Source organism: Flavobacterium sp. NRK1, from assembly GCF_024054175.1.
Lineage (GTDB): Bacteria > Bacteroidota > Bacteroidia > Flavobacteriales > Flavobacteriaceae > Flavobacterium.
This window is the reverse complement of record NZ_JAMXLA010000001.1, coordinates 1,755,312-1,768,798: the sequence shown is the minus strand read 5'-3', so window position 1 is coordinate 1,768,798 and position 13,487 is coordinate 1,755,312. Positions and strand designations below refer to the sequence as shown.

Annotated in this window: 10 protein-coding genes; 6 read left to right on the top strand and 4 right to left on the bottom strand. The window is 37.4% G+C overall.

Features of this window, described 5'->3' with window-relative positions:
- Positions 1-50 precede the first annotated feature (50 nt).
- From dnaE to NHE85_RS08070, 3 genes are all read right to left on the bottom strand, one after another.
- Entirely contained in the window at positions 51-4,550 is a 4,500-nt protein-coding gene (dnaE, locus tag NHE85_RS08080; protein WP_252811457.1) for a DNA polymerase III subunit alpha, read from the bottom strand.
- A 202-nt stretch (positions 4,551-4,752) separates the two neighbouring features.
- Positions 4,753-5,118 carry an RNA-binding protein gene (locus tag NHE85_RS08075; protein WP_252811455.1) on the bottom strand — a complete coding sequence of 122 codons (366 nt, stop codon included), beginning with the start codon at positions 5,116-5,118 and terminating at the stop codon, positions 4,753-4,755.
- Positions 5,119-5,287: 169 nt separating this feature from the next.
- A complete protein-coding gene (locus NHE85_RS08070; protein ID WP_252811454.1) occupies positions 5,288-5,794 on the bottom strand; it encodes a DUF6252 family protein in 507 nt (168 codons plus the stop codon).
- Between the two features lie 232 nt (positions 5,795-6,026).
- Here NHE85_RS08070 and NHE85_RS08065 point away from each other — a divergent pair, with 232 nt between their 5' ends.
- The 3 genes from NHE85_RS08065 (at position 6,027) to NHE85_RS08055 (ending at position 7,898) form a co-directional block, all read left to right on the top strand.
- The gene (locus tag NHE85_RS08065) at positions 6,027-6,584 is read left to right on the top strand and encodes a 30S ribosomal protein S16 (RefSeq protein WP_252811453.1); all 558 of its coding nucleotides are present in this window, start codon (positions 6,027-6,029) and stop codon (positions 6,582-6,584) included.
- A gap of 15 nt (positions 6,585-6,599) precedes the next feature.
- On the top strand, positions 6,600-7,130 hold the full coding sequence (gene rimM / locus NHE85_RS08060; protein ID WP_252811450.1) for a ribosome maturation factor RimM: 531 nt from the start codon (positions 6,600-6,602) through the stop codon (positions 7,128-7,130).
- Positions 7,131-7,193: 63 nt separating this feature from the next.
- On the top strand, positions 7,194-7,898 hold the full coding sequence (locus NHE85_RS08055) for a tRNA1(Val) (adenine(37)-N6)-methyltransferase (RefSeq protein ID WP_252811448.1): 705 nt from the start codon (positions 7,194-7,196) through the stop codon (positions 7,896-7,898).
- A gap of 111 nt (positions 7,899-8,009) precedes the next feature.
- On the opposite strand, the gene NHE85_RS08050 is transcribed toward NHE85_RS08055, so the two are convergent.
- Positions 8,010-8,651, bottom strand: a complete 642-nt coding sequence (locus NHE85_RS08050) for a hypothetical protein (RefSeq protein WP_252811446.1) — start codon at positions 8,649-8,651, stop codon at positions 8,010-8,012.
- Between the two features lie 221 nt (positions 8,652-8,872).
- Between NHE85_RS08050 and NHE85_RS08045 the strand changes: the two genes are divergently transcribed.
- The 3 genes from NHE85_RS08045 to NHE85_RS08035 all read left to right on the top strand — a co-directional run bounded on the left by NHE85_RS08045 (position 8,873) and on the right by NHE85_RS08035 (position 13,284).
- Complete coding sequence (locus NHE85_RS08045; protein WP_252811444.1) at positions 8,873-10,051, top strand: acyl-CoA dehydrogenase family protein; 1,179 nt, start codon at positions 8,873-8,875, stop codon at positions 10,049-10,051.
- 261 nt (positions 10,052-10,312) lie between these two features.
- On the top strand, positions 10,313-11,098 hold the full coding sequence (locus NHE85_RS08040; RefSeq protein ID WP_252811442.1) for a DUF3050 domain-containing protein: 786 nt from the start codon (positions 10,313-10,315) through the stop codon (positions 11,096-11,098).
- Positions 11,099-11,244: 146 nt separating this feature from the next.
- On the top strand, positions 11,245-13,284 hold the full coding sequence (locus NHE85_RS08035) for a M43 family zinc metalloprotease (RefSeq protein ID WP_252811440.1): 2,040 nt from the start codon (positions 11,245-11,247) through the stop codon (positions 13,282-13,284).
- The last annotated feature ends 203 nt before the right edge of the window (positions 13,285-13,487 follow it).

Genomic DNA, 13,487 nt, shown 5'->3' with positions numbered 1-13,487 from the left:
ACATATATTAGTTTTAGCTATCTTAAAATAGAAGGAATTTATTAAGAAAATTAATTCAGTTTAAAATTCACCTGAAGTTTTTCCAGTTCATGTAGCAATTCATTACTTATTTTAACCTTCAATTTACGGCTTGGCATACTTAATTTAGTCATTACCTGTATATCTTCCACGTCCGCTATAACAGGTTCTGTAACTTCCTGATCAAATTCATCAATATCCTCTGTTGCAGTGTCTTTTAATTGGGTATTGGCAATCTCAACCTTCCTCATAACCTTTTGCAGTTCCATTACTTCAAAAGTTACTGTATTGTCTCCAATATTGCTTTTAAAGAGTTCGCTAAGCGTTACGATGAGCTGATCCTGTAAATCTAATACATTAAACTGAATGATAAGTTTTTTGGCGAATGTGGTTAATACATCCTGAAGATATTGTATGGCTATAAACTGAAGCCTCGGCTCCCCCTTTTTACCCTCTGCATTTGTCCAGCCTTCTTTAACAAGCACTTTCATAAACGTAAAATTATTACCTATTAGAAAATGCCTGAACTTGAGATATTCTTCTCCATATATTCTGAATTCATGACTTTCATCATATCCTTCCAGAACAAATGAAGCCCAGCCTTTACCATTTTTGGCAACTCTGTGCTGTACATTAGAAATAATACCCCCAAAACTTAAATTTTTTGTAATATGCTGCTCCAGGTTTTTGAGTGCTTCAAGCCTTGAATTGCAAAAATATTTCATTTCAAATTTATAATCATCAAGCGGATGCCCTGATATATAAATACCTACAACTTCTTTTTCTTTTGCCAGCTTTTCCATTGTACTCCATTCTTCACACGGCGGCACTACAGGTTCGGGAATCTGCACTTCACTTGCTTCCCCGAAAAGGCTTACCTGAGATGAATTTTCGTTTTCCTGAAATTTAGACCCATAACGCATAGCCTTTTCCAAAAACGAAATATTTTCGCTGGAATCCATATGAAAATACTGCCCCCTGTGTGTATTAGTAAAACAATCAAAGCCTCCGGCAAGGGCAAGGTTTTCAAACGCTTTTTTATTGGCAGCACGCAAATCTATACGTTTGGCAAGATCAAATATTGATTTATAAGCTCCATCTTTTCTGTTTGCTACAATAGTTTCTACCGCACCGGCGCCAACACCTTTAATCGCCCCCATACCAAAACGCACTGCTCCATGGTCGTTAACTGTAAATTTATAATATGATTCATTTACATCAGGCCCAAGAACCTGTAAGCCCATACGTTTACACTCTTCCATAAAGAAGGTAACCTGCTTAATATCGTTCATATTATTGGAAAGTACAGCAGCCATATATTCTGCCGGATAATGCGCCTTAAGATAGGCTGTTTGATAGGCAACCCAAGCATAACAGGTAGAGTGCGATTTGTTAAAAGCATAACTTGCAAACGCTTCCCAGTCTTTCCATATTTTTTCAAGTACTGTAGGATCATGCCCTTTTTCGGCAGCTTGCTCTATAAACTTAGGTTTCATTTTATCCAGTACATCCTTTTGCTTTTTACCCATTGCCTTACGCAATACGTCGGCTTCACCTTTCGTAAAACCAGCCAGCTTTTGCGACAGTAGCATCACCTGTTCCTGATATACCGTAATACCATAAGTTTCTTTCAGGTATTCTTCGCAGGCATCAAGGTCATATTTAATTTCCTCTTCCCCATTCTTTCTTCTAACGAAACTCGGAATATATTCCAACGGGCCCGGACGGTATAATGCATTCATCGCAATAAGGTCGGCAAATACAGTAGGCTTAAGATCCTTCATGTATTTCTGCATGCCTGGCGATTCATACTGAAACACCCCTACAGTTTCACCACGCTGAAAAAGCTCATATGTTTTTACATCATCTATCGGAAACGATTCCGGATCGAGGTCAATGCCATGCTTATATTTTACAAGCTTAACGGTATCTTTTATCAGCGTAAGAGTCTTTAGACCCAAAAAGTCCATTTTCAACAATCCTGCACTTTCTACCACCGAGTTATCAAACTGGGTAACATAAAGGTCGGAGTCTTTTGCTACAGATACAGGTACGAAATTGGTAATATCATCCGGTGTAATAATTACACCACATGCGTGGATACCTGTATTACGCAATGACCCTTCAAGAACTTTTGCCTGCTGAATAGTTTCACCTGTTAAATCACCCCCATCAGCAAGAGCAATAAGCTCTACAACCTTTTCATATTCTTCTGCACGCAATGCACTTTTAAGAGCATTGGCATCAAGATTGAATATTTTTGCAAGCTTAAGGTTAGGTATTAGCTTCGCTATTTTATCAGCTTCAAATAATGGCAGATCTAGCACCCTTGCGGTATCACGAATTGACGATTTTGCCGCCATAGTACCATAGGTAATAATTTGTGCTACCTGGCTTGCCCCATATTTATTAATAACGTAATCCATTACACGGCCACGTCCTTCATCATCAAAATCGATATCAATATCGGGCATTGATACACGGTCAGGATTAAGGAAACGCTCAAAAAGGAGGTCGTACTTAATAGGGTCAATATTTGTAATCCCTAAACAATACGCCACAGCAGATCCCGCCGCAGATCCTCTTCCCGGCCCTACCGAAACACCCATATTACGTGCCTCGGCAATGAAATCCTGTACAATAAGAAAATATCCCGGATAGCCACTGTTTTCAATGGTCTTCAATTCAAAATCAAGGCGCTCGCGAACATCATCGGTTATTTCACCATAACGCTTTTGCGCACCTTTGTAAGTAAGGTCGCGCAGGTACTTATTTTCGCCACGTTTACCCCCATCTAATTTATCTTCAGGATCTATAAATTCTTCAGGAATATCAAATTTGGGAAGCAATACATCTCTGTAAAGTGAATAAATTTCAACTTTATCTACAATTTCCTGAATATTAGCAATAGCTTCGGGCAGGTCTTTGAAAAGCTCCTTCATCTCATCTCCCGACTTAAAGTAATATTCATTATTAGGAAGCCCGTAACGGAAACCACGGCCCCGCCCAATTGGCGTTGCCTGTTTTTCACCATCTTTAACACACAATAAGATATCGTGCGCATGAGAGTCTTCTTTATTTACATAATAAGTATTATTAGTCGCTACAAGTTTAACGTCATGCTTGCGGGCCAATGAAATTAATGACTGATTTACACGATTTTCATCTTCCTGCCCATGGCGCATTAACTCTATATAAAAATCATCGCCAAACATGCCTTTCCACCACAGCAATGCCTCTTCAGCCTGATTTTCACCAATATTTAATATCTTGTTGGGAATCTCCCCATATAAATTCCCCGACAATACAATAATATCTTCTTTATACTGCTCTATAACTTTTTTATCAATTCTGGGTACATAATAGAATCCGGCAGTAAAGGCTATAGACGACATTTTTGCCAGATTATGATAGCCATTTTTATTTTTAGCCATCAAAACAACCTGGTAACCGTTGTCTTTACGTGTTTTATCCCTGTGATCATCACAAACAAAAAACTCAACACCTACAATAGGTTTCATCAATACCTCGGTAGGCTGCTCTCCTGCTTCCTCTAAAGCTTTATTTTTAGCTTCGGCTACTTTGTTATGATTAAGCACATTACTTACAAAATGAAATGCGCCCATCATATTAGCATGATCTGTCATGGCAACAGCAGGCATTTTATATTTGGCCGCTGCTTTAACAAGATCCGGTACAGATATAGTAGATTGTAGTACAGAGAATTGCGTATGATTATGCAGATGTACAAAATCTGTATCTTTTATATCATGATGCTCTTCTGCGATATTAGTATGAATAACCTCCGCAGATTTAAGCTGTTCAAGTCGCCTGCGTACCTCAACAGAGGCTTGTTTCAGGTTTATGTGCTTTAATCCTATAAGCTGTATAGGCTGAGGATTTTTCGTTGTAAAGTCACTAAAATATGAAACTGGCACATCCAGCTCTTCTGCTGTAAAAATCTGTCTTTTTAACAACTCCAGAAAACAGCGTGTAGTTGCTTCAACGTCGGCAGTAGCATTGTGCGCTTCGGCAAATGGCTCACCAAATAAATACTGGTGAAGCTCGGTAAGGGTAGGCAGTTTAAAACGGCCTCCACGGCCTCCCGGTAGTTTTAAAAGGTCGGCAGTAATTTCTGTACAGGTATCAAGTACTTTCATTTTCACCATAGGACTCTCTATCCCCATCCGGTAAAATTCAGATCCCATAATGTTAACATCAAAGCCAACATTTTGCCCTACTATGAATTTTGATCTTGATAATGCTGCATTAAATTTTTCCAAAACCTCAGCAAGTTCAATACCCTGCTCTGCAGCCAGTTCTGTAGATATACCGTGAATACGCTCTGCATCATAGGGAATATTAAACCCATCAGGCCTAACCATATAATCCTGATGTTCTATAAGCTGCCCCATATCATCATGCAGCTGCCAGGCTATCTGTATACACCTTGGCCAGTTATCGGTATCTGTAATTGGGGCGTCCCAGCGTTTGGGCAATCCGGTTGTTTCAGTGTCAAATATCAGGTACATACCAACTTAAGGATTTTTATAAAAAAATTTTAATGAATTACTACTCAAGGGAGCAGACTTTTCAAAAATACAATTTTTAAAAAGAAAGGAGATTATAAGTTATAAACAAATGAACCTTTGAGAAACCCTGTTTAAAAGACAAAAAAAATCCCGACTCAATGAGTCGGGATAAAATATATATTGTACTTGTAAATATCTATTTTTAGTAGCGTCCTCCACGGTTGTAATCACCACCGCCACGGTTAAAGCCTCCACCACCACTACGGTTATTGTCTCTGTTGAAACCACCGCCACGGTTGTTGTTAAAGCTCTTTCTCTCGCCTTCCGGTCTCGGCTCAGACTTGTTTACAACAATAGTCCTGCCTGCTACTGTAGCGCCATTCAGCTCATCGATAGCTTTTTGAGCCTCATCGTCGTTTGACATCTCAACGAAGCCAAAACCTTTACTTCTGCCTGTAAATTTATCTGTAATGATCTTTACAGACTCTACAGCACCATAAGCCTCAAAAGACTCTCTTAAATCTGCCTCCTCTAAACTGAACGGAAGGCTACCTACGAATATGTTCATAAAAAAAAAATTTGTTCGGTGTTTATACTCCTTACAAATGTAAACTTATTTAGTTACAAAACAACTTATTATTTTTTTTTAATACAATTTTAAGATTTAACATTAAACTATTACATAAAAAAACCGCCGTAAAGGCGGTTTATATTTATAACGTTAGCAATACTGCAAATTACTGTATTGTTACAATAGGCACTTTGTAAAACACCCCTTCACTGTAGTTTATTATTTCTCCAGCATCATTTACTGCGTTAAAGTAAAAAGTACCTGAAATAAAACCTTTCCCATCTGTAGCGTTAATATTGTTATCTAACGGCCTTCTTATAGTAATTTTTCCGCTTCCAAGGCCTGTACCTGTCTGGTAAAAATCCTGAAGCCCGTCAACATCCATATTATAAGTAGCTTTATTAAGTTCGTCAACCCCTAACTCATGTTCAGAACCTAAAGGCTCGCCCGGTACAGGATTATTTATTTTTAAAACTATAGTCTCTATATCGTTTTTAGCAGTTACAATTACCGAATTGCCCGATTTAACCGCAGAAAAATCTGTTGCTTTCCATAACTCTTTATTCTCGTTCTGGCCCTTAAAAGCCTGCACTGCCGGAGTATTGAACTTTACATCTTCTTCACATGAGGCAAACGCGACCAGCAATACTAAAAGTGATAAAATTTTTTTCATTATTAAATAGTTAGAAAGGGGTAATTCAAATTTTACAACGACAAAAATAGTTTTTTATAGAATATATCCTAATCAAAATAGAATAAATCACAATAAAAAATCAAAAACATGATTAATTTAAAGATAAGAAATCATAAAATCAGCGTATAAAAACTTTTATATACTAAAGTTTTATATATTTGCACCCTTAATTTTAACGAGGTCGGGAACCTCACAATTTAATCTATAGATTATGCCTGTAAAAATCAGATTACAAAGACACGGTAAAAAAGGAAAACCTTTTTACTGGGTAGTAGCAGCGGACAGCCGCTCTAAAAGAGATGGTAAATTTCTTGAAAAATTAGGAACTTACAATCCAAACACTAATCCTGCAACGATTGACCTTAATCTTGACAGCGCTGTACAATGGCTTCACAACGGAGCTCAGCCTACAGATACTGCAAGAGCTATCCTTTCTTACAAAGGAGCTTTACTTAAACACCATCTTGACGGAGGTGTACGTAAAGGTGCACTTACTCAGGAGCAGGCTGATGCTAAATTAGCTCAGTGGCTTGATGAGAAAGCAGGAAAAGTTGATGCTAAAAAACAAGGGCTTACTAAAGCAGAAGCTGATGCTAAAGCTAAAGCACTTGCTGCTGAAAAGAAAGTTAACGAAGACCGTATTGCTGCTGCAAAACAAGCAGAAGCTGATGTTATTGCTGCTGCGTCTGCAGAAGAGGCTACAGCTGAAGGTGAAGAAGTTGCTGAAACTGAAGCTACGGAAGAAAACAACGAAGAAACTCAGGCTTAATTATTTTAGCGATACATGCGTAAAGAAGATTGTTTCTATTTAGGCAAGATCGCCAAAAAATTTAGCTACAAGGGCGAAGTACTTATCTATTTAGATACTGACGAGCCCGAGTTGTATGAAAACATGGAATCGGTGTTTGTTGAGTTAAACAAACACCTGGTTCCATTTTTTATTGTTACCTCCTCTATACACAAAGGAGATTTTTTACGTACCCGCTTTGAAGATATAGACAGCGAAGATGATGCTGATAAAATTATGGGAGCTGCTGTTTACCTTCCCTTATCTGCACTTCCTAAACTTGAGGGTAACAAATTCTATTTTCACGAAGTTATCGGCTTTGATGCCGAAGATGAACGCCTTGGCAATATTGGTAAAATCGTTTCTATAAATGACAGCTCAGCACAACCTCTTTTTGAGATATTAAAAGGAGACATTGAGATACTTGTGCCCATGATTGACGATTTTATTGTAAAAATAGACCGTGAAAATAAAAAGGTAGTGCTTAATACACCTGAAGGACTTGTAGATCTTTATCTTAACGGTTAGTATTTAGATGTTGAATTAAAGCTGTTACCTCAATTCTAATATCTAAGATCTCACATCTATACAATGTTCCAATTCAAACAATTTGCTATTCAACAAGACAAATGTGCCATGAAAGTAGGTACCGATGGTGTTTTACTTGGAGCATGGTCTCCTGTTGAGCACAAGCCATTCAGCATACTGGATATTGGAGCCGGAACAGGGGTAATTGCACTTATGCTTGCCCAACGCAGCCATGCAGAGCAAATTGATGCTATTGAAATTGATGATGATGCCTACGAACAGGCGGTAGACAATTTTGAAAATTCACCATGGGGTGACAGGCTTTTTTGTTACCACGCCGGACTTGATGAATTTATGGAAGAGCCGGAAGACGAATATGACCTTATCGTATCTAACCCTCCTTTTTATACTGATGGATATTTTTCCGGTGATGAGCAACGTGACAAAGCACGCTTTACAGAATCACTCCCTTTTGAGGATTTAGTAGAAGCATCCGCAATTCTATTATCAGAAAACGGAGTACTCGCTGTAATAATTCCTTTTAAAGAAGAAGAAAAATTTATAGCACTTGCACAAGAAGAGGAATTATATCCTTTTAAAGTCACCCGCGTTAAAGGAACACCTACTACAGAAATTAAACGCAGTCTTATAGCTTTCAGCAGAGATAAAAAAGAAATAGCTATTGATGAGCTTACAATAGAAGTTGAACGCCATAATTATACTCGCGAGTACATTTCGCTTACCAAAGATTTCTATTTAAAGATGTAATTAGTTACGCGCCACTTTCAATCCGAAGTTTGGTGCCACAAGTATGGATTTTGAAGGTTTATGCTTAAAAGTTACCTCAAAATCATTTTTTATCCTCCGATTGACATTTATCTAAAAATAGTTATGAGATCCCTGCGTAAATGACCATTCACAGTAATTATTTTCAGTTGTAGGATAAAAATCTACCCAGGTCTTGTCTTTCAATTTTACATCTGCATTAGAAATAACATTCCCGCTAACATCAAAGTAACTTCCTCCTTCAAGACTTACAAAAAGTCCATCGGCAGGCATTGCTACATTATATTTTGAAATATCAAACTCAACAATACCTTTTTGACCGGGCTGTAGCGTAACTATAATTTCTTCGGCTGCAATTTGTTCTCCCGGAATGAACGATTCATAAGCTGCTTTTGTTTCGCCTGCAGAAGCATAATATTCCTTTATATAATCATGCCTTTTATAAAAGATAATGCGGGCTTGAGTTTTAAATTTCACCTTATGTATTTTAACAAACAGTGATTTTAAGCAACTCCCACCTACACTGTTTTCAAAATAACAGGCAATCCTGCCATCCGAAGCAAAAAAATTTCCCTTTTTAGATTTATTGTTGAGTTCTCCCAATACCAATTCGTTCGTAGCATTAGAAACCACAACCTCCTTAAGCGAATACGTAATTATTTTTTCGTTGTTAGCGGTATCGGCTGCAGCTACAATATTATCCTGAGCATACAGGCCGGCACTTAATAGCACCACAGAAGTTAGCCTGAAATTTTTCGTATTCTAAGTGATTTTGGTTGAAGCACATAAAACTACAAAATAAGATAAATCATTGAAATTAAAATTTACACCGCAACTTAGTCAGTTTTTCTGACAGCCAGAAGCTATAACGATATAGCTTTAAAAATTACAACATTTTTTCGCGGTTTTGTTAGAATACTTAATTACTTTTGTTCCCGTTTAAAAACATCAAGCATATGAAACCCGATCTTTTCCAGGCACCAGACTATTACCTGTTAGACGAACTTTTATCTGACGAACACAAAATGGTGCGCGACGCTGCCCGCGAATGGGTTAAGCGTGAAGTATCTCCTATTATAGAAGACTATGCACAAAAAGCAGAATTCCCAAAGCAAATAATAAACGGCTTAGCCGAAATTGGAGCATTTGGACCTTATATCCCTGAAGAATATGGTGGCGCTGGCCTTGACCAAATTTCTTATGGCTTAATAATGCAGGAAATTGAACGTGGTGACAGCGGTGTTCGTTCTACAGCATCTGTACAATCGTCGTTAGTAATGTATCCTATATGGAAATATGGTAATGAAGAGCAAAGGATGAAATACCTGCCTAAACTTGCTTCAGGCGAATTTATGGGCTGTTTTGGGCTTACCGAGCCTGATTTTGGGTCTAACCCGGGCGGAATGGTTACTAACTTTAAAGACAAAGGTGATCATTATCTTTTAAACGGTGCTAAAATGTGGATTTCAAATGCCCCTTTTGCAGATATTGCAGTAGTATGGGCTAAAGATGAAGCAGGACGCATTCACGGGCTTATTGTAGAACGTGGCATGGAAGGATTTACAACACCGGAAACGCATAATAAATGGTCGCTTAGAGCCTCTGCAACCGGAGAACTTATATTTGATAATGTAAAAGTACCTAAAGAAAATCTGTTGCCTAACAAATCCGGCCTTGGCGCACCACTTGGGTGTTTAGATTCTGCACGCTACGGAATTGCATGGGGTGCTATTGGCGCCGCTATGGATTGTTATGATACTGCTTTACGTTATGCACAGGAACGCATACAGTTTGACAAACCTATTGCAGCAACTCAACTTCAGCAGAAAAAGCTTGCCGAAATGATTACCGAAATCACAAAAGCGCAGTTACTTACATGGAGGCTTGGTGTATTAAGAAATGAAGGCAAAGCGACTTCTGCACAGATCTCTATGGCTAAAAGAAACAATGTAGACATGGCTATAAATATAGCACGCGAAGCACGCCAGATTTTAGGAGGAATGGGTATAACAGGAGAATATTCTATTATGCGCCATATGATGAATTTAGAAAGTGTTATAACTTACGAGGGCACTCATGATATACACCTGCTTATAACCGGTATGGATATTACGGGCCATGCTGCTTTTAAATAAAATAATTAGGAAAAGCTAAAAACGCCGCGATAGTATCGCGGCGTTTTTTTATTATCTTTTTAAAAAAAGTTTTGAACAAAAAACCTTTTAGGCAGGTAAAACGTATATTTTAATATAAGCTTTATTTCAATATTTCTTAAATAATTACGTTATTAAAGAAATAATCTTAAAATAACGAGGCATTATATTTGTATTGATAAAATTGATATAAAATACCCTGCTTTATGCTAAAGCTTTTTTAATTTTGTAAAAACTATTGCTATGAACACCGCTACTATCAACAGTAGTATTCAACCCCAAAAGGAACTGCTGTTAAATCACTCACTGTATGGAAAAGTAAAAACCATAGATGACCTTAAGCATTTTCTGGAAGGCCATGTTTATGCTGTTTGGGATTTCATGTCCCTCCTTAAGGCATTACAATCTAAACTTACCTGTACCACTACTCCGTGGCTGCCAGTAGGTAATCCTGATATGCGCTACCTGATAAACGAAATAGTACTTGCCGAAGAAACTGATATTAACATCGATGGAAAAAGGCAAAGCCACTACGAAATGTATATTGATGCAATGAAGGCCTGTGGCGCTGACATAACTTCAATAGAAGCTTTTCTTGAAGATGTGGTAACTACGCAAAATATATTTGTATCTATAAGAACCAGCAGCCTGCATGAAAATATAAAAGCATTTCTGGATTTTACATTCCGCGTAATTGAACAGGGAAAACCGCACGAAATTGCGGCTGCATTTACATTTGGCCGTGAAGACCTTATACCTTCAATGTTTACAGAAATACTAAGGAATTTTCAGAAAAATTTTCCTGAAACCAATCTTGATAAGCTAATTTATTATTTTGAAAGGCATATTGAGCTTGATGCAGATGAACATGGCCCTATGGCTATGCAAATGATATCAGAACTTTGTGCTGATGATTCTCAAAAATGGAAAGAAGTAGAAGAAATATCTATGCTTGCCCTGGAAAAGAGGATAGGACTCTGGAATGCGATTGAAGAAAATATAATGCAACACGATATGGCATCTATATAAACCGGCTTTAAGCCGGTTTTTTTAAGTGCATAAAAAGAACCTTTAACACCTGTAGTTTTTTATTTAATGTTTTTTTAATTTCTTTTGTAACAAAATTAGTAATCCCGTTACTAATTTATAACAACCATAATTTTCAAAAAAACATAATGAAGAAATTTACTTTTAAAGTTTCCTTTTTATTACTAAGCGGTATGTTTGCCTTAACAGCAAATGCCCAGCAAACACCTAAAGGGTCAAAAAAATTCGGTAAGCCATTTATTGCGGCTTCAAATTATTGCGGTACCGTTGAGTATGAAGAACAATTAAGTCAAAAAAATCCTGAAAGAGCCAAAAAAGCGGAATTTGAAGAATGGATAGCTCCTAAAGTAGCCGAAGCCAGAGCAAAAAGACTGCAAAAAAACGGTAATGGCACAAATGAAGTTGTTACTATCCCAATGGTTTTTCATGTTATACACAATGGTGATGCAATAGGTGAAAATGAAAATATATCTGATGAACAGATATTGTCTCAAATTCAGGTGTTAAATGAAGATTATAGAAGAGCAGCAGACACTCCGGGTTTTAACTCTAATCCTGTTGGTGCTGATATGGAAATTGAATTCTGCCTTGCAAAGCGTACTCCTAACGGCCTTCCTTCCAACGGGATTGTTCGTTACAACATTGGTGACGATAACGGATGGCAACAGGAAGAAGTAGAGCTAATTAAAGCACAAACACAGTGGGACCCTGAAAAATACCTTAATATTTGGATTGTAGAGGACATATTTATCCCTGGCGGCTACCTTGCCGGCTATGCTCAGTTTCCAACCCAGTCCGGACTTGAAGGACTTGGCGGACAAACCTCTACAGCAAATACAGATGGTGTAGCGCTTGGCGCACGTTATGTAGGGTCTGTAAACTATTATGCGGAAGGGACTTATGATGAAGTAAGAAATATGGGGAGAAGTGCAAGCCATGAAATTGGCCACTTTTTTGGTTTAAGACACATTTGGGGTGATACAGGAGATTGTGCTACAGCAGATGATTACTGTGATGATACACCCACAGCACTTAATGCTAACTATGGTTGCCAGATAGGAATAGACTCATGTCCTGAAAGCGAAGGGCTTGATATGATAGAAAACTACATGGATTATACTGATGATGTATGTTTAAATACATTTACTCAAGACCAAAAAGATAGAATGCAGGCTGTATTAGCCAATTCTCCGAGAAGAAAAAACCTTCCGTTAGCAGATAGCTGTACACCCGGTACGGCAAGTTTGGATAATGACGGAGCAATTTACCTACTGCCTTTCAGTACAAACTGTAGTAATGATTTTTCACCTGTTTTATCTTTTGCGAACAGAGGAACTAACACTATCACCTCGGCAGTTATAAACTATATGGTTGATGATGCAGAGGCCATAACTTACTCGTGGACAGGTTCTCTTGCGCCAAATGAAGATGCGAGAATTGAGCTTCCGGCAATGGGAGCACAGGAAGGCGAACACACGTTTACAGTTGCTATACAATCTATAAATGGTGGCGCAGATGCATTAGCATCTAACAATACAAGAACAAACGATTTTTCGTTTGACCCTATTGAAGACGAACTTATTTTTGATACCGAAACTGTTACTATTACTGTTCAGACTGACGATGCTGCATCGGAAGTAACATGGCTACTAATGGATTCAGATCAAAATACTATAGCTTACGGAACAGGTTATGAAGATACACCGGGCGGTGTGCTTGATGTTCAGGAAGTAGAAGTTAACAGTAACTCATGTTATGCATTCATAATTATAGACGCCGGTGTTGATGGTATACCCGAAGGTTATTATTCACTTGAAACAAGCGATGGCACTATAATTAAAGAACAGGCTCTCGATGATATTCTTTATGCTGATTTTGCACAATTTGGAGTAAATATAGTATTAGGTAATAAAGAAATAGAAAAAACACTTAACAATATAGTACTATACCCGAACCCGGCGAATAATATTCTTAATATAGCTGTAACTAATGGTATGGACACACCTGATAGTTATACTATTTACAATAGTCTTGGCCAGATAATGGATAATGGTATATTTACTTCTTCGTTACAGACTTTAGATATAACTAATTACTCAAATGGTGTTTATTTTGTTAAACTTGGTAAAGACAACCAGGCTAAAACCCTACAGTTTGTAAAATACTAAATAATATTTTTTACATTTAAAGTGGCTATCTATTTTAAGATAGCCACTTTTATTTTAAACTTATATTTTTAAAGTTTTCTTCTCTATTATTGAAAAACAAGTTTAAATTTGCATGTTCTATTAACAAAATTTTAATATTTAACTTCAATAATTTTTTAGTCCTATTGAATTTGAATATATTGCAAAAAAAAATAATACCTAGA

Excerpts from the sequence above, each read along its gene's own strand:
- NHE85_RS08040 (WP_252811442.1), top strand. The coding sequence starts at position 10,313 with ATGAACACCGCTACTATCAACAGTAGTATTCAACCCCAAAAGGAACTG.
- NHE85_RS08075 (WP_252811455.1), bottom strand. The coding sequence starts at position 5,118 with ATGAACATATTCGTAGGTAGCCTTCCGTTCAGTTTAGAGGAGGCAGAT.
- rimM (WP_252811450.1), top strand. The coding sequence starts at position 6,600 with ATGCGTAAAGAAGATTGTTTCTATTTAGGCAAGATCGCCAAAAAATTT.
- NHE85_RS08045 (WP_252811444.1), top strand. The coding sequence starts at position 8,873 with ATGAAACCCGATCTTTTCCAGGCACCAGACTATTACCTGTTAGACGAA.
- dnaE (WP_252811457.1), bottom strand. The coding sequence starts at position 4,550 with ATGTACCTGATATTTGACACTGAAACAACCGGATTGCCCAAACGCTGG.
- NHE85_RS08035 (WP_252811440.1), top strand. The coding sequence starts at position 11,245 with ATGAAGAAATTTACTTTTAAAGTTTCCTTTTTATTACTAAGCGGTATG.
- NHE85_RS08065 (WP_252811453.1), top strand. The coding sequence starts at position 6,027 with ATGCCTGTAAAAATCAGATTACAAAGACACGGTAAAAAAGGAAAACCT.
- NHE85_RS08055 (WP_252811448.1), top strand. The coding sequence starts at position 7,194 with ATGTTCCAATTCAAACAATTTGCTATTCAACAAGACAAATGTGCCATG.
- NHE85_RS08070 (WP_252811454.1), bottom strand. The coding sequence starts at position 5,794 with ATGAAAAAAATTTTATCACTTTTAGTATTGCTGGTCGCGTTTGCCTCA.